Genomic DNA, 22281 nt, shown 5'->3' with positions numbered 1-22281 from the left:
GGCTGAGTACCTCTGCCGGCATGCGCTGTTTCTGTAGGAGCGAGGCTTGCCCGCGATCCAGGCGCTGCGCAGTGCCTGAAGCACCGCGTCAGCATTCATCGCGAGCAAGCTTCGCTCCTATATCGGAGGAATTGGTCCACCCTTTGCACTGGCAGCCATGAACCCACTTTTCAGGAAGTTCTTCATGGCTCGTCCCGCTTATCGCCTGCTCGCCCATTCGTTGTGGGACATCGTCCCGATCCTGATGGCCCTGGCGCATTTTTCCTTCGTGCTCTGGCTGGTGCTGGCCTTTCACAGTCTGTCCTGGTGGGTGATCCTGCCGGCGGCGCTGCTGTATGCGGTCAGCCTGTCGTGGAGCATCAACAGCATCTCCCACAACCAGATCCACAACGCCTATTTCAGCCTGCCCTGGCTGAACCGCGCCTTCGACCTGCTGCTGTCGGTGACCATCGGTTTTTCCCAGACCCTGTACCGCGATATCCATAACCGCCATCACCGTGGCAACTCGGATCGGCCCGGGGCGGACGGCACCACGGTCGACCCGCTGTCGATCTACCTGCATGGCCGCAATGGCCAGCCAGACAATGTCTGGGCTTACACCTTCCTGAGTTTTTTCCGCGACGACCCCAAGGCCATCTACCAGGAAATGCAGCGCAAGCGCCCGGCGGACGCGCGTTGGGTCAAGGTGGAAATCGGCGTGACAGTGCTGGCCTATGTGGCGCTGGCGCTATACGACTGGCATGCGCTGCTGGTGCTGCTGCCGTTCTGGTACCTGGGACAGTCGCTGTCTTCGCTCAACGGCTACTACGAGCACCTGGGCGGCAACCCGGACCTGCCGATCGCCTGGGGCGTGAGTTCCTACAGCCGGCTCTACAACCTGATCTGGATGAACAACGGCTACCACGCCGAACACCACTACCGGCCGAAGATGCACTGGACCCGGGTCAAGGCCTTCCACCGCGAGATCCGCGAGCAGCAGCGGGCGGCGGGGGTGAAGGTGATCCCGCTGGCCCATGGCCTGGGCTTTCTGCTGAAACACCCGAAGCCCTGACACCCGCGCACCTGTAGCCGCTGCCGAGCCTGCGAGGCTGCGATCGACCGCGAAGCGGGCGCAGGATCTTGAGATCGCTGAAGGCCTCCGGCCTTATCGCAGCCTTCGGCAGCGGCTACAAAAGCCCTTCAGGCTTCCTCGCCCTCGGCCAGCAGGGCGATCCCGCCGATGATCACCAGCACCCCGACCCAGTGCAGCAGGCTGATCTGCTCGCCCAGGCCCAGCCAGGAGCCGAGCAACACCACCACGAACACCAGCGAACTCAGGGGGAAGGCCAGGGACAGGCTGCTGCGCCGCAGGATCAGCATCCACACGAAGAAGGCGCCGATGTAGCAGGCGATCGCCAGCAGCACTCCCGGGTTGACCGCCACCGCGGCCAGCCATTGCAGGTTGAAATCCATCTGGCCCAGCTGGTCGCCACCGACCTTGGTAGCGATCTGGCCGGCGCTTTCGAAGCCGATCAGCAGGGCCCAGAGCACCAGGGTGCCGAGGCGCCCGTGGAGCCAGCCGTGAGTCTGTGCAGTCATACCGTCTTTCCTTGTGAAGCGTTGAAGGGGGCTCAGGTGCTGGCGACGCACACCAGCATCACGCCGAGGGTGATGACCAGGGTGCCCAGCCAGCGCCGGCGGCTGACGTTCTCACCGAGGATCAGCTTGCCGGCCAGGACCACGCCGCAATAGGCCAGGGCCGCGGCCGGGAACAGCAGGCTCAGCGGCGCCCGGGACAAGGCTTCGAGCCAGACGAAAAACTCGATCACATAGGCGCCGATGCCGCACCACAACAGTGGTGCGTTGAACACCTGGCCCCAGAAGGCGTTCAGGCGAAAACCGCCTTCCAGCTCCGGCAGGCGGTCCAGGCCGAGCTTGAAACAGAGCTGGCCGATCACGTCGAGGACGATGGAAAAAGCCACCAGCAAGATAACGGTCAGGGTCACGGGAACAGCTCCTCGAACAGCGCCATCAGGGCTTCGTTGGTGGTCGCATTGCGCAGCAGGTCGGCCTCGCTCCAGCGTTCGGCCGGCGGCTGGTCGGAGCGCGCTTCCCAGCGCTTGAAGGCGTTGCTGAAGGCCGGCGCGGCGAACTCGCCACAGACGTCGATACCGAGGATGCGCTTGCGCGCCGCCAGGCTGTGCAGGGCTTGCAGCAGGTGGCTCAGGCGCATGCCGCCCTGGTCCCAGTTGGTCGCGGCGTCGGCGCTGGCCAGCACGTCCTTGTCGATGGTGATCCAGATCGCCTGGGTCGGCAGGCTGTCGATCATCTGCTCGAGGAAGGCAGGCCAGTCGAGCCCGGCCAGGTTGCGCCAGTGCAGGTGGTTTTCCTGCTGCTGGTGCCCGGCGCCGTCGCCGACCCGGCCCCAGACCTTGGAGGGCGCGTGCTGCCAGGGAAACAGCTGCAACTTGCCGCGTCGCAGCGCCTTGAGGTTGCCGCCGCGCAGCTGCGGGTTGTGCAGGTCGTCGCTGCACGGCCCGAGGGTGACGATGCGCTGGATATGCGGCAGCTGCAGGGCCCGGTTGACCCAGGAACCGCAGTGCCGGCGCGGCGCGAAGCGCACCCAGTCGGGGTGGTTGTCGAAGTGGATCAGGCTGACCGGCTGTTGCAGGTCGGCCAGGAAGGCCGGGGTCAGGTGGTGGTAGTCACCGGAGCCGACAAAGAAGATTTCCGGCTGCGGCCCACTGTGCGCGGGCCTTTGCCGCAGGCGCTCGGTGAAGTGGCGGTAGGTGCGTTCGGTGGACCAGAGCCGCAGTTTCGGGCCCAGGTCCAGCAGGTCCAGGCGTCGTGCCTGGCCGCTGCGCAGCCGGCGCTGGACAGGCTCTTGCGCGGTCAGGCTGTGGTCGAGATCGAGAATGTTCAAAGCAGGATTTACCCATGGCAGCGCCCCTCGAAAAAGCCGGCGTCACAGGTCGCAAACGCAGGCAGAGCGGGCTTTACAGGGTAAATGCAAGGGACGGGCCAGCACCTCGGCGAGGCAGGTCGGAGGTCATCGCGAGCAAGCTCGCTCCTACATGGACCCAGCGTCACCTGTAGGAGCGAGCTTGCTCGCGAAAAAAACGCATGGGCACCGCAGGCTTCAGGCGTGGACGCGGACCCAGACGCTGACCAGCACGGTGGCGGCCATCAGCCAGGCCACCGCGGCCACCGCCAGGGAGGCTTCCAGGCGCAGGCGGTCGACCATTACGTAGAGGGTTGCCAGGTACACGAAGTAGGGAATGATCGACCACATGCCGAAGACGATGGTGGTCTTCAGGTCGTCGATGGAACGGCCCTTGCCGACGATGTAGTGGGCGATCAGGGCGAAGGTCGGGAACAGCGGCACCAGGCCGGCGATGTAGTAGTTCCTGGTCTTGGCCAGGGCGGCGAGGATCACCACCACGGCGGCGCCCAGGCAGGCTTTCAGCAATAAATCCACGGTACTTCTCGCAGATGTCGGTTAGTGGCTCAGGCCGTATTTCTTGACCTTGTCGAACAGCGTGGTCTTGGCCATGCCCAGTTCCTGGCTGGCCTGGGTCAGGTTGCCGCCGCTGCGCTGCAGGGCGTCGTTGAGCAGGTTGCGCTCGAAGGCCTCGACCGCTTCGGCAAAGCCCAGGCCTTGCGCAGCGTTGCCGCTGGACTTCTTGAACGCCGGCAGGCCCAGGGCAAAACGTTCGGCGACGTTGCGCAGCTCGCGCACGTTGCCCGGCCAGTCGTGGCTCATCAGGTTCGACAGGGTCTGGTTGTCCAGCTCCGGCGCGGCGCGGTCGAAACGCAGGGACGATTGCTGCAGGAAGTGCTCGAACAACTGCAGGATGTCCTCGCGCCGTTCGCGCAGCGGCGGCAGCTCCAGGGTCACCACGTTCAGGCGGTAATACAGGTCGCTGCGGAACTGGTTGGCGCGCCCCAGCTCGTCGAGGTCGGACTTGGTCGCCGCGATCACCCGGCAATCCACCGCCACGCTCTGGTTCGAGCCCAGGCGTTCCAGGGTGCGCTCCTGCAACACCCGCAGCAGTTTGATTTGCAGGTTCATTGGCATGCTTTCCACTTCGTCGAGGAACAGCGTGCCTTCGTGGGCGTGCTCGATCTTGCCGATGCGCCGCTTGCCGGCGCCGGTGAAGGCGTTGGCCTCGTGGCCGAAAATCTCGCTTTCGAACAGGTTTTCCGGCAGGCCGCCGCAGTTGAGGGCGACGAACTGGTGGGTATGGCGGCGGCTGAAATCATGCAGGCAACGGGCGACCAGTTCCTTGCCGGTGCCGGTCTCGCCTTCGATCAGCACGTTGGCCGAAGTGTCGGCGACGTTGGCGATCAGTTCCCGCAGGTGCTGCATGGCCGGCGAGCGACCGATGATCCGTCCTTCGAGGGAGTCGCGCTCGGCCAGCTGGCGGCGCAGCGACGACACTTCCCGGGCCAGCCCGCGCTGCTCCAGGGCGCGCCGGGCGACCTCCACCAGGCGTTCGGGGGAGAAGGGCTTTTCCATGAAGTCATAGGCGCCTTTCTGCATGGCGCCGACGGCCATGGAGATATCGCCGTGACCGGTGATCAGCACCACCGGCAGGCTGCGGTCGCGGGCCTTGAGGCGGGTCAGCAGTTCCAGGCCGTCGATGCCCGGCAGGCGGATATCGCTGATGACGATCCCGGCGAAGTTGTCGCCGACCCGCTCCAGGGCTTCTTCGGCGCTGCCGACGCCGACGCAGGGAATGTCTTCCAGGGCCAGGGCCTGCTGGCAGCCGAGCAGGACATGGGGGTCGTCTTCGACGATCAGGACGGTAAGGTCGTTGTTCATAGCGGCTCGGCTTGTGTAGGGCTGACCAGGGGCAGGCTGAGGACGAAGGCGGTGCCGCCGTCGGCCGGGTGCTCGACGCCCAGGTTGCCACCCGTGGCGGCGGCCAGGCTGGCGGACAGGGTCAGGCCGAGGCCCAGGCCCTGTTCGCCGGGTTTGGTGGTGAAGAAGGGTTCGAACAGATGCTTGCGCGCCTCGGCGTCGATGCCGTGGCCATTGTCGCGCACCCGCAGGCGGTATTTGCCTTCGACGCTTTCGCCTTCCAGCCACAGCTCCGGCCGCGGCTGCGCCTGCATGGCGTCCAGGGCGTTGCCGATCAGGTTGACCAGGATCTGCTCCAGGCGGGTCTGGTCGATCTTGACCTGGACCTCGCTGAAGTCGCGGTGCAATTGCAGCGGCAGGTTTTCCAGGCGTGCGTTGAGCAGTTGCAGGGCAGCGTCCACGGCCTTGCCGAGGCTGGCTTCGCCCTGGTCCTCGCCACGACGGGCGAAGGAACGCAGGCTGGCGGTGATGCGGCCCATGCGGTCGATCAGTTCGTTGATGGTCTTGAGGTTGGTGCTGGCGGTGTCCAGGGCGCCGCGCTCGAGGAAACGCACGGTGTTGCCGGACAGGGTGCGCAGGGCGGCCAGCGGCTGGTTCAGTTCATGGGCGATGCTGGTGGACATCTGGCCGATGGCGGCGAGCTTGCCGGCCTGGACCAGTTCGTCCTGGGCGCGGCGCAGGGTTTCCTCGGCCTGGCGGCGCTCGCGGATCTGGCCCTTGAGCCGCTCGTTGCTGGCGCGCAGGTCGCTGGTGCGTTCGGCGATCCGCCGTTCCAGCTGGTTGTTGGCTTCCTGCAGGGCTTCGCGGGCGGCGAGGCGGGTGGCGATGACCTTGCGTCGCTCGTTCCAGGCGATCAGCAGGAAAGCCACCAGGGCGAAGGCCACGGCCACCAGGATGCCCTGGTTGATGGCTTCGCGGCGCAGGTCCTTGAGCGGGGTCAGCAGGGTGAAGTTCCAGGGCGTATCGCTCAGGGGCCGGGTCTGGGACAGGTAGCTGATTTCCTTGTCGTCGGATACCAGCTCGGTGTTGGCCGGGAAGGTCAGCTTCTCCACGCCTTCGGCCAGGCGCTCGCGGGCCAGCGGCTCCAGTTCGTTGAGGGTGAACCAGTAATATTGCAGGCTGCGCGCCAGACGCTCCTTGGTGTCGTCGCTCAGCGGGCGTACCGACCGCAGGCGCCGGGCCGGATCGCTGGAGAGGATGATGATGCCGTTCTCGTCGCTGACGAAGCCTTCCAGGCGGGCGCGTTGCCAGCGCTCTTCCAGGGCCTCCAGGCGCACCTTGACCACCGCCACGCCGATGATCTTGCCCTGTTCTTCCAGGCCGTGGGCCAGGTAGTAGCCGGGTTCGCCGTTGGTACTGCCGATGCCGTAGAAGCGCCCGGGCTGGCCGCGCACGGCATTCTGGAAATAGGCCCGGAACGACAGGTCTTCACCCAGGTAGCTGTCGACGTCGCGCCAGTTGCTGGTGGCCAGCACGCGGCCGGTGGTGTCCATCACGTAAATGGCCCGGCTGCGGCTGCGTCGGTTCAGGCCTTCGAGGTAATTGTTGACGGTCTGCCGGTGTTCCGGCGTCGGCTCGTTGAGCAGCAGCGAAACGCTGGATTCGAGTTCCAGCAGGCTGGGCAGGTAGGTGTATTTGCTGATCTCGCTTTCGACTGCGCGGGCGTGCAGTTCCAGCTGGCGTTCGCCGTTCTCGCTGAGGCTGCGGATGCCGTAGTGCTCGCTGACCCAGAAGCCGACGTAGCCCAGGCCGATCATCAGCAGGATGACCAGGGGCGGCAGGAACAGGTGACGGATCAGACGGGGTTTCACGGCGAGTGATGGCGGCGCGGCGCGATAGAGAGTGGGGTCGCATTTCATCACAGTGGTCCCGGGTGTACCAGTTGTCCGTCCATGGTGACGTCCCCGTGGTATTGCGAGCTGTAGCCGCTGCCGAAGGCTGCGATCGCCCACAAGGTGGGCGCCCGATCTTGAGATCGCTGAAGGCCTTCGGCCTTATCGCAGCCTGCGGCAGCGGCTACAGGGATTGCATGGTTTTTAGTGCTGCAGGATTTTCTCGAGGAAATGCTGCGCACGCTCGGAGCGGGCGTTGATGTCGCCGAAGAATTCCTCTTTCGGGCAGTCTTCGATGATTTTGCCGGCATCCATGAAGATCACCCGGTCCGCGACCTTGCGGGCGAAGCCCATTTCGTGGGTCACGCACATCATGGTCATGCCTTCGTGAGCCAGCTGCACCATCACGTCCAGCACTTCGTTGACCATTTCCGGGTCGAGCGCGGAAGTCGGTTCGTCGAACAGCATGACAATCGGGTCCATCGCCAGCGCGCGGGCGATCGCCACGCGCTGCTGCTGGCCACCGGACAACTGGCCCGGGTGCTTGTGGGCGTGGGCGGACAAGCCGACGCGCTCCAACAGTTGCAGACCTTTCTTGGTGGCTTCTTCCTTGCTGCGGCCCAGCACCTTGATCTGCGCGATGGTCAGGTTCTCGGTGATGGTCAGGTGCGGGAACAGCTCGAAGTGCTGGAACACCATGCCCACGCGAGAGCGCAGTTTCGGCAGGTTGGTCTTCGGGTCGGCGATGGACGTGCCGTCGACCACGATGTCACCTTTCTGGAACGGCTCCAGGGCGTTGACGCATTTGATCAGGGTGGATTTGCCGGAGCCGGACGGTCCGCACACCACGATCACTTCGCCTTTCTTGACCTCGGTGCTGCAATCGGTCAGCACCTGGAAGTCCCCATACCACTTGTTGATGTTCTTGATAGAGATCATACGGCAAACCTTTTTTGCAGACGCTTGACCAGCACCGAGGCGGCAAAGCTGATTGTGAAGTACACCAGACCGGCAACGATCAGGAACTCATTGGAGCGGCCGATGATGTCGCCGCTGGAGCGCGAAGCATTGAGGAAGTCCACCAGGCCCACGGTGTATACCAGCGAGGTGTCCTGGAACAGGATGATGCTCTGCTGCAGCAGCAGCGGGGTCATCTTGCGGAACGCCTGGGGCAGGATGATCAGGCGCATCATCTGGCCATAGCTCATGCCCAGTGCCTGGGCAGCGCCCATCTGGCCCTTGGGAATCGACTGCACGCCGGCGCGGACGATTTCGCAGAAGTACGCCGCTTCGAACATCATGAAGGCCACGATGCACGAGCCGAACGCACCGATCGGGGTGTCTTCGCCGGTGATCCAGCGCAGCACGAAGGGCACCGCCAGGTAGAACCAGGTGATCACCAGCAGCAGCGGGATGGAGCGGAAGTAGTTGACGTAGACGCCGGCGATGTTCGACAGCAGCTTGCTGTGGGACAGACGCATCAACGCCAGGATGGTGCCGAGGATGATCCCGCCGACGACGCCCAGGGCCATCAGCTTGAGGGTCATCAGCATGCCGTTCCACAGGCCGGGAATGGCCGGGACGACGCCAGTGAAATCGAATTCCATTATTTGCCCCCCACGGAGATCAGGCCGGGCACTGCGACTTTCTTCTCGACCATGCGCATCAGCAGCATCAGGCTCATGTTCAGGGTGAAGTAGATCAGCGTGGCCAGGGTGAAGGCTTCAAACAGGTTGGCCGAGAACTCGGCGGTCTGCTTGGTCTGCGCCAGCAACTCCATCAGGCCGATCAGCGAGGCCACGGAGGAGTTCTTGAAGACGTTGAGAAATTCCGAGGTAAGCGGCGGAATGATGATCCGGTAGGCCTGGGGCAGCAGCACGTTCCAGTAGATCTGCGGCAGCGAAAAGCCCATGGCGCGGGCCGCGGATTCCTGGCCGCGTGGCAGCGCCTGGATGCCGGTGCGCACCTGTTCGCAGACGCGGGCGGCGGTGAACAGGCCCAGGCACACGACGACGCTCAGGTAGGCCGAGGTGGTCGGGTTGAGGTCCTGCTTGTACCAGTCCTGCAGGTTTTGCGGCAGCAGGTCCGGTACCAGGAAGTACCAGATGAACAGCTGAACCAGCAGCGGTACGTTACGGAAGATCTCCACGTAGACGGTGGCGATGCCCGACACCAGGCGGTTCGGCACGGTCCGCATGACGCCCAGGATCGAGCCCAGCAGCAGCGCGACGATCCAGGCCACCACGGCAATGGCGATGGTCCAGCCCAGGCCCGCGATGAACCAGTCGAGATAGGTCTCGCTGCCCACGCCGGTGGACTTGAAGAACACGCCCCAGTCCCAGTTGTAATTCATTAGGGTCTCCCCTCTGATCGATCGATGTACAAGCACCCGCTTGGGGAAATCCGTTCCCGCCTGGATGACGCCCAGGCACACGCGATCGGCTCGACAACCACCGGTTCGAGTGTTTCCAAAAAAAGCCAGCAGGTAGTGACAGTCTCCTGAAAGGGCCGGGCCCTTTCAGGAGACAAGGTTAGTCAGGAATCAGGACTTTTTATCGTCAGCCGCTTTGTCGGTCGGGTTGGCGATCAGGGCCTTGAGCTCGTCGCTCATCGGGAACATCAGGTTCAGGCCTTTTGGTGGAATCGGCGACTGGAACCATTTGTCGTAGATCTTGTTGATCTCGCCCGACTTGTAGGTCGCGATGATGGCGTCGTCCACGGCCTTCTTGAACGGTGCGTCGCCCTTGCGGACCATGCAGCCGTAGATTTCGTAGGATTGCGCGGTACCGGTCACGGCCCAGTCGGTCGGTTTGCGAGCCTTGGCCATTTCACCGGCCAGCAGTGCGTCGTCCATCATGAAGGCGACGGCGCGGCCGCCTTCGAGCATGTTGAAGGACTCGCCGTGGTCCTTGGCGGAAATCACGTTCATGCCCATCTGTTTGTCGGCGTTCATCGCCTTGAGGATGCGCTCGGACGTGGTGCCGGCGGTGGTCACGACGTTCTTGCCTTTAAGGTCCGGGAAGTCCTTGTAAGGCGAATCTTTCTTGGACAGCAGGCGGGTGCCGATCTCGAAGATGCCGACGGAGAAGTCGACCTGCTGCTGGCGCTCGACGTTGTTGGTGGTGGAACCGCACTCGACGTCCACGGTGCCGTTCTGCACCAGCGGGATACGGGTCTGCGAGGTAACCAGGTTGTATTTGACCTTGAGATCCGGCATGTCGAGGTCTTTTTTCAGGGCTTCGACGATTTTCAGCTGGATGTCGTGGGAGTAGCCGACTGGAACGCCGGATGCATCCGCGATGTAGGAGAACGGAATGGAAGCGTCGCGATGTCCGAGGGTGATGGTGCCGGAGTCTTTGATTTTCTTCAGCGTGCCGGTGAGTTCGGCGGCGACCACTGGAGTGCTAATCAGAGCAGCAGCAATGGCTGCGCCCAACAGATGGGGAACGATGCGCATCAATATTTCCTCGACATTTGTTTTTTTTATGAAGCCAGTTCGACGGCTCTCTTATACAGCGAATGCCTTGACGGCTCCTGATGTGTGTTGGCGCATCAGGCATTCGTCGGAGAGTGTAGAGCATGAGTCGTGCCAGGCCAGCTGATCCGTATCAAGGCCTTGATTTGAAAGGCTATTAAATATTTATGGCGAATATTGTCGACGGTCTTTATCCGGTTATCCGAATCGACCCGAAAGTCGCGTTCGGAAAACCGAATGTCCAGCAAAGCCGGGCCTACCCCCTGTAGGAGCGAGCTTGCTCGCGATAGCGATCCGACTGTCGACACCTATGTCGAATGTCACGCAGTCATCGCGAGCAAGCTCGCTCCTACATAAAGCGGTGGCCATGAAAAAGCCCCCGGGCCGTGCGGCGCGGGGGCTTCTTTATAGAAGGGGCGATCAGGCGGCTTCGATCTTTGCCCGATTCTGCTCGACCTTCTGCAGGTAGTGCTGCAGTTTTTCCTGCTCGGCCGGTGTGGTGAACAGGCCCAGCTTGCTGCGGCGCCAGAGGATGTCCTGGGCATTGACCGCCCATTCTTCGCTGCACAGGTAATCGACTTCACGGGTGTACAGGCCGCCGCCCAGGTGTTCGCCCAGGTCGTTCAGGCTGTGCACGCCTTCCAGCAGGCGCCAGGTGCGGCTGCCGTAGCTGGTGGCCCAGCGGCGGGCGATTTCGCTGGGCACCCAGTCGAACTTCTGGCGAATTGCTTCGGCCAGCGCCTGCGGCGTGGTCATGCCTTCGCCGCCGGGCAGGGTCGAGTGGGCGGTCCAGCTCGGCTTGATGTGCTTGAAGAACGGCGTCAGCTGGGCCATGGCCGATTCGGCCAGCTTGCGGTAGGTGGTCAGCTTGCCGCCGAACACCGACAGCAGTGGCGCTTCGTCGGCATTGCCGGACAGCGCCAGGGTGTAGTCGCGGGTCACGGCCGACGGGTTGTCGGACTCGTCGTTGCACAGCGGGCGCACGCCGGAGTAGGTGTGCACGATGTCCTGGCGGCTCAGCTGCTTCTTGAAGTGGGCATTGACCACTTTCAGGATGTAGTCGGTTTCGCCTTCGGTAATCGCCACTTTCGCCGGATCGCCGGTGTACTCGCGGTCGGTGGTGCCGATCAGGGTGAAGTGGTTCAGGTACGGAATGGTGAAGACGATGCGCTGGTCTTCATTCTGCAGGATGTGCGCATGTTCGCCTTCGTACAGCTTCGGCACGATCAGGTGGCTGCCCTGGATCAGGCGGATGCCGTACGGCGAATCCAGTTTCAGGTCGTCCTTGATGAACTTGGCGACCCATGGGCCGGCGGCGTTCACCAGGGCCTTGGCTTGAATCGAGAACAGGCTGCCGTCGGCGCGCTCCAGGTGCAGGTGCCACATGCCCTTGCCGCGGCGGGCGCTGATGCAACGGGTCTGGGTGTGCACGTGGGCGCCTTTTTCGCGGGCGGCCATGGCGTTCAATACCACCAGGCGCGCGTCGTCTACCCAGCAGTCGGAGTATTCGAAGCCTTTGGTGATCTCGGCTTTCAACGGGCTGTCGGGACCGAACTTGAGGCTCTTGGAACCGGCGAGTTTTTCCCGCTTGCCCAGGTGGTCATAAAGGAACAGGCCGGCACGGATCATCCAGGCCGGACGCAGGTGCGGGCGGTGCGGCAGGACGAAACGCATCGGCTTGACGATATGCGGGGCCTTGGCCAGCAGCACTTCGCGTTCGGCCAGGGCTTCGCGCACCAGACGGAATTCATAATGTTCGAGGTAGCGCAGGCCGCCGTGGATCAGCTTGCTGCTGGCCGAGGAGGTATGGCTGGCGAGGTCGTCTTTTTCGCAAAGGAACACGGACAAGCCACGCCCGGCGGCATCGGCGGCGATACCGACGCCATTGATTCCACCGCCGATCACGGCAATGTCATAAATCTCGGCGAGAGGGGGCGCGGGCAAGGTGGAAGTGGGCATCGGCTGGCCTCGTGTTCTTCTGATATTTGAAATCGAACATTAATGTTCATTTACGAAAATACTAGCGCAGAAACACGTCGACAGCCAGTGGACTTCGATTGAAAAAACTCATCGAAAGGCGGGCAAAGGAAAATTTACGAACATTGTCGGACGCAAGGCAGGTGAGGCCGGGGAGCGCGATATGTAGTCGCTGCCGAGCCCCGACGAGGCTGCGGCTACAGGGAATAGGTTCCGGCAGGTGTAGCCGCGGTCGAGCACCAACGAGGTTGCGCTCGATCTGGGCGGCACTCCGACGCAGCGGGCGCCAAACCGGACGACACCATCGATCCGACATATCGCGTCGCCTGGTTTTACGGGGCTGCGCCCCGATCGCAGCCTCGCCAGGGCTCGGCAGCGGCTACGGGAGAGGGGTCAGACGACTTCCAGGCGAATCTTGTGTTGCTGCAGCAATTGGGTCAGCGCCGGAACCGGCTGCTGGTCGGTGACCAGGCAATCGATCAGGCTGATGGGGCCGAGGCGGATCATGGCATTGCGCCCGAACTTGCTGGAGTCGGCGGCCAGGATCACCTGGCGGGCATTGGCGATGATCGCCTGGGACACCCGTACTTCCTGGTAGTCGAAGTCCAGCAGGCTGCCGTCTTCGTCGATACCGCTGATGCCGACCAGGGCGAAATCGACCTTGAACTGGTTGATGAAATCGACGCTGGCCTGGCCGACCACGCCGCCATCGCGACGCACATTGCCACCGGTCAGCAGCACGTCGAAATCGTCCTTGGCGCTGAGCATGGAAGCCACGTGCAGGTTGTTGGTGATGATCTTCAGGTGGCTGTGATTGAGCAGCGCCCGGGCAATGGATTCGGTGGTGGTACCGATGTTGATGAACAGCGAGGCGTGATCGGGGATCTGCGCGGCGATGGCTTCGCCGATGCGTTGTTTCTCATCGCGCATCTGATCGGCGCGCATGGCGTAGGCGGTGTTTTCGACACTGGAGTCGTAGGCTGCGCCGCCATGGTAGCGACGCAACAGGTTCACTTCCGCCAACTGGTTGATATCGCGGCGGATGGTTTGCGGTGTAACGACGAACAGCTGGGCCATTTCCTCGATGCTGACATAGCCGCGTTCGCGGACCAGCTCGAGGATTTGCTGCTGACGGGGAGGCAGATTCATGGGGCTTCCTTTGGGCTGCCGTGCAAAATTTGCCCATGATGCCGCAGGAATCCGCTCCCGACCAGTTACAACCCGATACGAATCCGCGACTTGGCTTATTCAGCGCCTTCGTGCGGTTCCCAGTCGCGGGTACGGCTGACGGCTTTTTTCCAGCCGGCGTAGAGCTTTTCCTTCTCGGTTTCGGCCAGCTGTGGTTCGAACTCGCGCTCGATCACCGCCTTGCCGCGCAACTCTTCCAGGCTGCCCCAGAAACCGCAGGCCAGGCCAGCCAGGTAGGCCGCGCCCAGGGCCGTGGTTTCGCGCATTTGCGGGCGCTCGACCTGGGTGCCGAGGATGTCGGCCTGGAACTGCATGAGGAAGTTGTTGGCCACTGCGCCACCATCCACGCGCAGGGCCTTGAGGCGTTCGCCGGAGTCCTGCTGCATGGCGTCGAGGACGTCGCGGGTCTGGTAGGCGATCGACTCCAGCGCGGCGCGGATGATGTGGTCCACGCGCACGCCACGGGTCAGGCCGAACAGCGCGCCACGGGCGTAGGGGTCCCAGTACGGAGCGCCCAGGCCGGTGAAGGCCGGGACCAGGTACACGCCGTTGCTGTCCTTGACCTTGCTGGCGAAGTATTCGGTGTCGTGGGCATCGTTGATGATCTTCAGCTCGTCGCGCAGCCACTGCACGGTGGAGCCGCCGTTGAACACCGCGCCTTCCAGGGCGTAAGCCACTTCGCCGCGGGGGCCGCAGGCGATGGTGGTGAGCATGCCGTGCTTGGACTTGACCGCCTTGTCGCCGGTATTCATCAGCAGGAAGCAGCCAGTGCCATAGGTGTTCTTCGCCTGGCCCGGCTCGACGCACATCTGGCCGAACAGCGCGGCCTGCTGGTCGCCGGCGATCCCGCCGATGGCGATGCCGCTTTTGGTACGGCCGTAGATTTCCGAGGACGACTTCACTTCCGGCAGCATTTCCCGCGGGATATCCAGCACTTCCAGCATCTTCGCATCCCACTCCAGGGTGTGGATGTTGAAGAGCATGGTGCGCGAGGCGTTGGTGTAGTCGGTGACGTGGGTCTTGCCGCCGGTGAATTTCCAGATCAGCCAACTGTCGACGGTGCCGAACAGCAGTTCACCGTTGCGCGCGCGTTCGCGGCTGCCTTCGACGTTGTCGAGGATCCACTTCAGCTTGGTGCCGGAGAAATACGGGTCGGTGACCAGGCCGGTGGTATCGCGGATGTACTCTTCCAGGCCGTCACGCTTGAGCTGCTGGCAGATCTCGGTACTGCGGCGGCACTGCCAGACGATGGCGTTGTAGATCGGCCGGCCGGTGGTCTTGTCCCAGACCACGGTGGTTTCGCGCTGGTTGGTGATGCCGATGGCGGCTACCTGGTCATGGTGCAGGCCGGCTTGCGCCAGGGCCTCGACCATCACTGCGCTCTGGGTGGCGAAGATTTCCATCGGGTCGTGTTCGACCCAGCCGGCTTGCGGGTAATGCTGGACGAATTCGCGCTGGGCGGTGCACACGACGTTGGCGTCGCGATCGAAAATGATCGCGCGGGAGCTGGTCGTACCCTGATCGAGGGCAATGATGTAGTTCTTATTCTGAATGTCGGTCATGTCGATTGCCTTGGACAAAAATAAGGAAGTGGGCAAGAGGCGCAGGTCAGGGTTGGGCAGGACCTTGCGCCACCGGTTTCAAGAAGTTCTTACTTTGCCGTCAATGGCTTTTTCGGCATCCGTTGGAGCAGGGGCGACGGTTGGCAGGTGACGGGCAATCAACCCGCGGTAGGCCACGGCGCCGAGGCAGGCACCGATAATCGGCGCGAAGATCGGTACCAGGAAGTACGGAATATCGCGGCCGCCGGTGAAGGAAACCTCGCCCCAACCCATGAAGAATGTCATCAGTTTAGGGCCAAAATCCCGCGCCGGGTTCATCGCGAAACCGGTCAGCGGACCCATGGCGCTGCCGATCACGGCAATCAGCAGGCCGATCAGCAGCGGCGCCATCGGGCCGCGTGGCAAGCCGTTGTTGTCATCGGTCAGGGACATGATCACGCCCATCAGGATCGCGGTAATCACCACTTCGACCAGGAACGCCTGGGCGGTGGACAGCGCCGGGTTGGGATAGGTGGAGAATACCGACGCCAGTTCAAGGCTGGCCTGGGAGCCGCGGACCATCTGGTGGGCTTGTTCGTAATCGAAGAACAGGTTGCTGTACAGCGTGTAGACCAGCAGCGCCGCGCAGAAGGCGCCGGCGATCTGGGAGAAGATGTAGAACGGCAGTTTGCGCTTTTCGAAGTCGGCAAAGATGCACAGGGCGATGCTGACTGCGGGGTTGAGGTGCGCGCCGGAAACGCCGGCGGTGAGGTAGATCGCCATGCTCACGCCGATCCCCCAGATGATGCTGATTTCCCACAGGCCAAAGCTGGCACCCGCGACCTTGAGCGCGGCGACGCAACCGGTGCCGAAGAAGATCAACAAGGCTGTACCCAGGAATTCGGCCATGCACTGGCCGGAGAGCGACGGTTGTTGTAACGCAGTTGTCATGGAAAACCTCGGTTTTTGTTGTTGTCTGGCGCTGGCGTGAAGCGCTGAGCGCGATTTTCACCGTCGGCAGGATCCCCATCCTGGGCGCGGCTTACTGCTGGTTACGGCTGCTGGATCTACAACATGATATTCGCAAACGAAAAAATATAGACAAGAAACATTACTGTCAAAGGTCGAAAGTGAACCATTGGTCATTTTATAACTATCAGTTGTGTGAATGATCTTGCGGGAAGCGCGCGGGTTTTGTGCAAAAGGCGCGGCCAGCCTGGTGCCGGCGGTTGCCTGGGTTAGGGGATGGGCCTTGGAATAGAGCCTTTTGCTGGCGGATATCCTAGAATCGCCGGCACTGTTTCTGTTCTTTTCCCTGCCTATGGAGTTGCCATGACCCCTGCACTGGATCTGCTGAAAAAAGTTCGCGCCGAACATCGGGTGCACAGTTATGAACACGACCCGAAGGCGGCCTCCTATGGTCTGGAGGCGGCGGAAAAGCTCAGCCTCGATCCGGCGCAGGTGTTCAAGACGCTGTTGGCCAGTAGTGAAAAGGGCGAATTGCTGGTGGCCGTGGTGCCGGTCGTCGGAAGCCTCGATCTCAAGGCCCTGGCACACGCCGCCGGGGTGAAAAAAACCGAGATGGCCGACCCGGCTGCCGCGCAGCGCGCCACCGGTTACCTGCTGGGCGGGATCAGCCCGCTGGGGCAGAAAAAGCGCCTGCGCACCTTTATCGACAACAGTGCACAACCCTTTGCCAGCATCTTCGTCAGCGCCGGCCGGCGCGGGCTTGAGGTCGAACTCGCGGCCGCCGTGCTGGCCGAGCACACCCAGGCGACATTCGCCGATATCGGTCGCGACTGACTCGGCGTGCAGCCTGAGGTTTCAGTGTTGGTCGGGAAGGGAAGCGTTGAGGGGCATAACGACACAGGAGCCGGCGAACCGGCTCCTGCGGGATTGTCAGTGGGCGCCGCTGTAGCGACGAACGCCCGATTCAGACTGTGGCAGCTGCGCCGCGGTGCTGCCGGAGGCCTGGAACAGCACCAGGTGTTCGGCGGCCACGCGGATTCCCACATCAGCACCGACCTGGTGATCGGCGTGGCTTGGGAAGATCGACTCGAGCTGGCTGCCGGTCGGCAGTTGCAGGCGGTACAGGGTCGAGGCGCCCTGGAAGCTCTTGCCGACGATCCGCGCCTTGAGGGCGCTGTCCGGTGCATAAACGATATCGTCTGGGCGTAGCAGCACATCCACCGCGCCGCCGGGTGGCCAGGTGTAGGCACGGTTGCCGCGCAGTACGCCGAGTTCGGTCTGCACCGATTCCGGGCTGTCCAGCTGGCCACGGATGAAATAGCCCTGGCCGATAAAGCTCGCCACGAACGGCGTCAGCGGTTCGTGATAGAGGTTGTACGGCGTGTCCCATTGCTCCAGGCGGCCTTCCTTGAACACCCCGACGTGATCGCTGACGGCGAAGGCTTCTTCCTGGTCGTGGGTCACCAGGATCGCACTGGTGCCCCGCGCCTTGAGGATGTCGCGCACTTCGTGGCTGAGCTTGCGCCGCAGTTCGCCATCGAGGTTGGAGAAGGGCTCGTCGAGCAGCAGCAACTGCGGTTCCGGCGCCAGCGCCCGGGCCAGTGCGACGCGTTGTTGCTGGCCGCCGGACAGCTCATGGGGGAAGCGCTTGCCGAGGTTCTTCAGGTTGACCAGTTCCAGCAGCTCCTCGACCACCCGGTTCTTCTGCGGGTGCTTGCGGATGCCGAAGGCAATGTTGTCCGCCACGCTCAGGTGCGGGAACAGGGCGTAGTCCTGGAACACCATGCCGATCCGGCGGCGCTCCGGCGCCAGGGTGAAGCCGGCGCTGGAGATGGTTTCGCCGGCCAGCTGGATTTCACCTTCGTGCACCGGCTCGAAACCGGCAATCGCGCGCAGGGTGGTGGTCTTGCCGCAGCCGGAGGAGCCGAGCAGGCAACCGATATCGCCGGCGTTGAGGTGCAGGTTGAGGTTCTGCACGACCCGTTGGTCCTGGTAGCCGCAGGCGAGATTGCGCAGGTTAAGCAGTAATGGCTGGCTCATGCGTGGTGGTACGCCGGCTCGACCAGAAACTCGAGCAGGGCCTTTTGTGCGTGGAGACGGTTTTCTGCCTGGTCCCATGCCACGGAACGCGGATCGTCCAGCAGGTCGAGGCTGATTTCTTCGCCACGGTGGGCAGGCAGGCAGTGCATGAACAGCACGTCTGCGGCGGCCAGGTCGAGCAGCGCGCGATTGACCTGGAACGGTGCGAACAACTTGAGGCGCTCGGCGGTTTCTTCTTCCTGGCCCATGGAGGTCCAGACGTCGGTGCTTACCAGATGGGCGCCGATCACCGCGTCTTTCGGATCGCGCACGATGCTCACCCGATCGCCGGCCTGGGCGACGAATTCAGGGTTGGGGTCGTAGCCTTCGGGGCAGGCGATGCGCAGTTGGAAGTCGAACTGGATCGCCGCTTCTATATAGCTGTTGCACATGTTGTTGCCGTCGCCGATCCAGGCCACGGTCTTGCCCTGGATCGAGCCGCGGTGTTCGAGGAAGGTTTGCATGTCGGCCAGCAACTGGCACGGGTGCAGGTCGTCGGACAGGCCGTTGATCACCGGTACGCGGGAGTTGGCCGCAAACTCGGTCAGGGTGCGGTGGGCAAAGGTACGGATCATCACCGCGTCGAGCATGCGCGACATGACGATGGCGCAGTCGCTGATCGGCTCGCCGCGACCCAGCTGGGTGTCGCGCGGGGACAGGAAGATTGCCTGGCCGCCGAGCTGGATCATGCCGGCTTCGAAAGACAGGCGGGTGCGGGTAGACGACTTCTCGAAAATCATCCCGAGAACGCGGTTTTTCAGAGGCTCGAAGAGTACGCCGCGATTACGCAGGTCCTTCAGCTCGATGCCTCGACGAATCACGCTGACCAGCTCTTCGGGCGTGCAATCCATCAGGGAGAGAAAGTGCCTTGCGCTCATCATTAACTACCTTTTTGCAACAGACCGCAGATACTCAAAGCCTTGTTTTATCGAGAAACGGGCGAGACCTGCGGCGAAAGCCGCACGGGGCGACGAAATAGGGGAAGGCGCGATCTTATAATTAAATGTCGCGTCTTACCAATAGCAGGCTTGGTTTCTAAGGCTTTCACCACGTGCAGCGAGTGGCCAGGGTCAAAAAAACGGGCCATTCGTGACGTTTTCCAGCGTGTTCAGGTGGGCCCAGTCGGATGTGGAGTCGATCCACTTTGCGTAGGTCCGCAGCAGCATTTGTACACTGCGTCTCGACCGCTTTGCAACGCGACGCGTGGCCCATGCCGCTATCAGGCATCTGGCTGGCGCGGGCTGGTTTTTTCTCTGCTCGGCTCCTGGGTACTTTGAGCGTGGCGGGAAATGGAACGGCTCGCGGCAGGGGATATCGGCCAGAAATATTTCCTAAGGTGAAGGGCTGGGGTTATAAATGCGCACCGGCAACAGGGAAGTGCTTGGAATGGACTCGAAAGAACAGCAACTGAAGACACTGTTGGGGTTGACGACGCGAACCCTGACCGACCTGACGGCATCGATCACCTCGATGTCCTTCGAGTTGCTGCGCAGCGAAGACAGCACGACGCGCAACGCCGCGCGACAGATGATCGATCGCATGATGACCATCAGCAGCCATCTCGATGAGCACTGGCGATTGCTCGCCGAATTCAGCGGGCAGGGCAGCGAAGCACCGTTGGACGGCATGCTGCCGATCGCCCGGCAGGACGACCCTCCGAGGCTGCCCTCCAACTGAACCATCGGCTGGCTTGATGCTTGCCGATTCACAAGATGAACGTCCCTGGCGCTGATGTCGGTCTGGCACCATAGTTTTGTTCCCGCGGCCTGACGCTGGCCGCCCCGAATAAAATAGAGACTGGCCATGACCAAGACTCTCCATCACCGTGCCTGCCACCTGTGTGAAGCCATCTGTGGCTTGACCATCGAAACCACCGAAGTCGACGGCACCGGTCCGCAGATCACCTCGATCAAGGGCGATGCCCAGGACAGTTTCAGCCGCGGCCATATCTGCCCCAAGGCAGTGGCGCTGCAGGACATCCAGAACGACCCGGATCGACTGCGTCAGCCCATGCGCAGGGTCGGCAGCGATTGGCAGGCGATCGAGTGGAAGGAGGCCTTCAACCTGGTGGCCGAGCGCCTGGCGGCGATCCAGGAGCGGCACGGCAATAATGCGGTGGCGGTCTATCAGGGCAATCCCAGCGTGCACAACTATGGGTTGATGACCCACAGCAACTATTTCCTCGGCCTGCTGAAAACCCAGAACCGCTTTTCCGCCACCTCGGTGGACCAATTACCGCAGCACTTGAGCAGTTACCTGATGTACGGCCACGGGCTGTTACTGCCGATCCCGGATATCGATAACACCGACTTCATGCTGATCCTGGGCGGCAATCCGCTGGCGTCCAACGGCAGCATCATGACCGTGCCGGATGTGGAGAAGCGCCTGAAGGCGATCCAGGCGCGTGGCGGCAAAGTGGTGGTGGTCGACCCGCGGCGTAGCGAGACGGCAGCCATGGCCGACCAGCATGTGTTTGTCCGTCCTGGCGGGGATGTGGCGCTGCTGTTCGGCATGCTGCAGACGATCTTCGCGGAAGGGCTGACGCGTGACAGCCATCTGCCGGTGGATGGCCTGGCCGAGGTGCGTGAGGCCATTTCCCGTTTCAGTGCCGAAGCCATGAGCCCTTTGTGTTCGGTGCCGGCGCAGCAGATCCGCCAGTTGGCGCGGGACTTCGCCGCAGCGGACAGGGCGGTGTGTTATGGCCGGATGGGCGTGTCCACCCAGTCGTTCGGCACCCTCTGTCATTGGCTGGTGCAACTGCTCAACCTGGTGACCGGCAACCTGGACCGGGTCGGCGGCGCCCTGTGCACCGAGCCGGCGGTGGATCTGGTGGCGGCGACTTCGGGTGGGCACTTCAATGCCTGGCAAAGCCGGGTTTCCGGACGCCCTGAATACGGCGGCGAGTTGCCGGTCTCGGCCCTGGCCGAGGAGATACTGACCAAAGGGGAGGGGCAGGTGCGGGCGCTGATCACGGTGGCGGGCAATCCGGTGCTCTCCACCCCCAACGGACGGCAGCTGGAGCAAGCGCTGGATGGCCTGGAGTTCATGGTCAGCATCGATCTGTATATCAACGAAACCACCCGTTACGCGGATCTGATCCTGCCATCGACTTCGGCCCTGGAGAACGATCACTACGACACCACGTTCAATATGTTCGCGGTGCGCAATGTCAGCCGCTTCAACCAGGCGATCCTGCCCAAGCCGGAAGGGGCATTGCATGACTGGGAAATCTTCGTTGGCCTGGCCAGGGCCTTCGCCGGGCGGACCGGCAAGGAGCTCAAGCCGACCGTGCCGCCAGCGCAGATGATCGATAGAGGGCTGCGAGCGGGACGGTACGGCGAGACGTCCGAGTTCAATCTGTCGCTGGCGACGCTGGCCGACTATCCCCACGGAATCGACCTGGGGCCGCTCAAGCCCAATCTGGCGGCGCGCCTGAAAACCGAGAGCCGCCGGGTGCAGGCCGCTCCCGCGGCGATCATGGCGGACCTCAAGCGCTTTGCCGCGTTGCAGGCGCCGGCGGCCGATGAGTTGGTGATGATCGGCCGGCGCCATGTGCGCAGCAATAATTCGTGGATGCACAACTACCATCGGTTGGTGAAGGGCAAGCCTCGGCACCAGTTGCTGATGAATCCCGATGATCTGGCCCGGAGGGGGCTGGCTGACGGGCAGCGCGTGCGGGTCAGTTCGCGGGTCGGGGCGATCGAGGTGGAAGTCCTGGCCAGCAGCGAGATGATGCCCGGGGTGGTCAGCCTGCCCCATGGCTGGGGGCACGGTCGGCCGGGCGTACAGATGAGCATCGCGATGGCGCAACCGGGGTCGAGTGCCAATGACCTGACCGATGAGCGTCAGCTGGACGAGCTATCGGGCAATGCGGCGCTCAATGGCGTGCCGGTGACGGTGGAGGCGGCCTGAGGAGTCTGTCGGAGAGGCCGAGCATGGCGCTCGGCTTTCCGTTACAATGCGCCACCGTGTCGACAACAGAGTCGGAAAGTTCAGCCGAGGTGCTCCATGGATATCATCGAAACTATTAAAGAGCAGATTGCCAACAACACCATTCTGCTTTACATGAAAGGCTCGCCGAATGCCCCGCAGTGTGGCTTCTCCGCGAAAGCCGCTCAGGCCGTGATGGGTTGTGGTGAGAAGTTCGCTTACGTGGACATCCTGCAGAACCCGGAAATCCGCGCCAACCTGCCTAAATACGCCAACTGGCCTACTTTCCCGCAACTGTGGGTAGCCGGTGAACTGGTCGGCGGCAGCGACATCATGGCCGAGATGTTCGCCAATGGTGAGTTGCAGACCCTGATCAAGGCCGCCGCTGAAAAAGCTGCCGCCAAGACCGAAGCCTGATTTGCCCCTTGCAGGAGCGACACGTTCGCT

Annotated in this window: 21 protein-coding genes; 5 read left to right on the top strand and 16 right to left on the bottom strand. The window is 62.8% G+C overall.

Features of this window, described 5'->3' with window-relative positions; translation table 11 throughout:
* The first annotated feature begins 184 nt into the window (after positions 1 to 184).
* A complete protein-coding gene (locus J4D28_RS26505) occupies positions 185 to 1051 on the top strand; it encodes a fatty acid desaturase (protein ID WP_009050574.1) in 867 nt (288 codons plus the stop codon).
* Between the two features lie 128 nt (positions 1052 to 1179).
* Here J4D28_RS26505 and J4D28_RS26500 read toward each other — a convergent pair whose 3' ends face one another.
* The 14 genes from J4D28_RS26500 to J4D28_RS26435 form a co-directional block, all read right to left on the bottom strand.
* Positions 1180 to 1578 carry an EamA family transporter gene (locus tag J4D28_RS26500; RefSeq protein WP_009050573.1) on the bottom strand — a complete coding sequence of 133 codons (399 nt, stop codon included), beginning with the start codon at positions 1576 to 1578 and terminating at the stop codon, positions 1180 to 1182.
* 32 nt (positions 1579 to 1610) lie between these two features.
* Positions 1611 to 1985, bottom strand: a complete 375-nt coding sequence (locus tag J4D28_RS26495; protein WP_009050572.1) for an EamA family transporter — start codon at positions 1983 to 1985, stop codon at positions 1611 to 1613.
* Positions 1982 to 2902, bottom strand: a complete 921-nt coding sequence (locus tag J4D28_RS26490; RefSeq protein WP_103331145.1) for an arginase — start codon at positions 2900 to 2902, stop codon at positions 1982 to 1984. The genes J4D28_RS26495 and J4D28_RS26490 overlap by 4 nt, the downstream gene beginning before the upstream one ends.
* A gap of 216 nt (positions 2903 to 3118) precedes the next feature.
* Positions 3119 to 3448 (bottom strand): GlpM family protein, encoded by a 330-nt coding sequence (locus J4D28_RS26485; RefSeq protein ID WP_162096444.1) that lies wholly within the window; start codon positions 3446 to 3448, stop codon positions 3119 to 3121.
* A 30-nt stretch (positions 3449 to 3478) separates the two neighbouring features.
* On the bottom strand, positions 3479 to 4804 hold the full coding sequence (locus J4D28_RS26480; protein WP_009050570.1) for a sigma-54 dependent transcriptional regulator: 1326 nt from the start codon (positions 4802 to 4804) through the stop codon (positions 3479 to 3481).
* Entirely contained in the window at positions 4801 to 6702 is a 1902-nt protein-coding gene (locus J4D28_RS26475) for a sensor histidine kinase (RefSeq protein ID WP_009050569.1), read from the bottom strand. The genes J4D28_RS26480 and J4D28_RS26475 overlap by 4 nt, the downstream gene beginning before the upstream one ends.
* 177 nt (positions 6703 to 6879) lie before the next feature.
* Positions 6880 to 7614, bottom strand: coding sequence for an amino acid ABC transporter ATP-binding protein (locus J4D28_RS26470; protein ID WP_007927141.1), 735 nt, complete (start codon positions 7612 to 7614; stop codon positions 6880 to 6882).
* Entirely contained in the window at positions 7611 to 8282 is a 672-nt protein-coding gene (locus tag J4D28_RS26465; RefSeq protein WP_009050567.1) for an amino acid ABC transporter permease, read from the bottom strand. Before J4D28_RS26465 ends, J4D28_RS26470 begins: the two co-directional genes overlap by 4 nt.
* The gene (locus J4D28_RS26460) at positions 8282 to 9028 is read right to left on the bottom strand and encodes an amino acid ABC transporter permease (protein ID WP_009050566.1); all 747 of its coding nucleotides are present in this window, start codon (positions 9026 to 9028) and stop codon (positions 8282 to 8284) included. The genes J4D28_RS26465 and J4D28_RS26460 overlap by 1 nt, the downstream gene beginning before the upstream one ends.
* Before the next feature lie 189 nt (positions 9029 to 9217).
* Complete coding sequence (locus tag J4D28_RS26455) at positions 9218 to 10132, bottom strand: glutamate/aspartate ABC transporter substrate-binding protein (protein WP_009050565.1); 915 nt, start codon at positions 10130 to 10132, stop codon at positions 9218 to 9220.
* A 438-nt stretch (positions 10133 to 10570) separates the two neighbouring features.
* Positions 10571 to 12109: a glycerol-3-phosphate dehydrogenase gene (gene glpD / locus J4D28_RS26450; RefSeq protein ID WP_009050564.1), complete on the bottom strand. Its 1539-nt coding sequence runs from the start codon at positions 12107 to 12109 to the stop codon at positions 10571 to 10573.
* A gap of 411 nt (positions 12110 to 12520) precedes the next feature.
* Positions 12521 to 13276, bottom strand: a complete 756-nt coding sequence (locus tag J4D28_RS26445) for a DeoR/GlpR family transcriptional regulator (RefSeq protein ID WP_007922413.1) — start codon at positions 13274 to 13276, stop codon at positions 12521 to 12523.
* Positions 13277 to 13371: 95 nt separating this feature from the next.
* Positions 13372 to 14877, bottom strand: a complete 1506-nt coding sequence (glpK, locus tag J4D28_RS26440; RefSeq protein ID WP_009050562.1) for a glycerol kinase GlpK — start codon at positions 14875 to 14877, stop codon at positions 13372 to 13374.
* 78 nt (positions 14878 to 14955) lie between these two features.
* Positions 14956 to 15807, bottom strand: coding sequence for an MIP/aquaporin family protein (locus J4D28_RS26435; protein WP_009050561.1), 852 nt, complete (start codon positions 15805 to 15807; stop codon positions 14956 to 14958).
* Positions 15808 to 16188: 381 nt separating this feature from the next.
* Between J4D28_RS26435 and ybaK the strand changes: the two genes are divergently transcribed.
* On the top strand, positions 16189 to 16659 hold the full coding sequence (gene ybaK, locus J4D28_RS26430) for a Cys-tRNA(Pro) deacylase (RefSeq protein WP_041984396.1): 471 nt from the start codon (positions 16189 to 16191) through the stop codon (positions 16657 to 16659).
* A 96-nt stretch (positions 16660 to 16755) separates the two neighbouring features.
* Here ybaK and J4D28_RS26425 read toward each other — a convergent pair whose 3' ends face one another.
* Entirely contained in the window at positions 16756 to 17865 is a 1110-nt protein-coding gene (locus tag J4D28_RS26425; RefSeq protein WP_009050559.1) for an ABC transporter ATP-binding protein, read from the bottom strand.
* Positions 17862 to 18782, bottom strand: a complete 921-nt coding sequence (argF, locus tag J4D28_RS26420) for an ornithine carbamoyltransferase (RefSeq protein WP_103331144.1) — start codon at positions 18780 to 18782, stop codon at positions 17862 to 17864. Before argF ends, J4D28_RS26425 begins: the two co-directional genes overlap by 4 nt.
* Before the next feature lie 508 nt (positions 18783 to 19290).
* On the opposite strand from argF, the gene J4D28_RS26415 reads away from it, so the two are divergent.
* The 3 genes from J4D28_RS26415 to grxD all read left to right on the top strand — a co-directional run bounded on the left by J4D28_RS26415 (position 19291) and on the right by grxD (position 22251).
* Positions 19291 to 19581, top strand: a complete 291-nt coding sequence (locus tag J4D28_RS26415; RefSeq protein ID WP_016703436.1) for a hypothetical protein — start codon at positions 19291 to 19293, stop codon at positions 19579 to 19581.
* A 126-nt stretch (positions 19582 to 19707) separates the two neighbouring features.
* The gene (locus J4D28_RS26410; protein WP_101283370.1) at positions 19708 to 21816 is read left to right on the top strand and encodes a molybdopterin oxidoreductase family protein; all 2109 of its coding nucleotides are present in this window, start codon (positions 19708 to 19710) and stop codon (positions 21814 to 21816) included.
* 96 nt (positions 21817 to 21912) lie between these two features.
* Positions 21913 to 22251 (top strand): Grx4 family monothiol glutaredoxin, encoded by a 339-nt coding sequence (gene grxD, locus J4D28_RS26405; protein ID WP_007922425.1) that lies wholly within the window; start codon positions 21913 to 21915, stop codon positions 22249 to 22251.
* The last annotated feature ends 30 nt before the right edge of the window (positions 22252 to 22281 follow it).

It is taken from the genome of Pseudomonas sp. GW531-T4 (genome assembly GCF_017349615.1).
In the GTDB taxonomy this organism is placed as follows: domain Bacteria; phylum Pseudomonadota; class Gammaproteobacteria; order Pseudomonadales; family Pseudomonadaceae; genus Aquipseudomonas; species Aquipseudomonas chlororaphis_I.
This window is presented reverse-complemented; position numbering and strand designations above follow the sequence as displayed.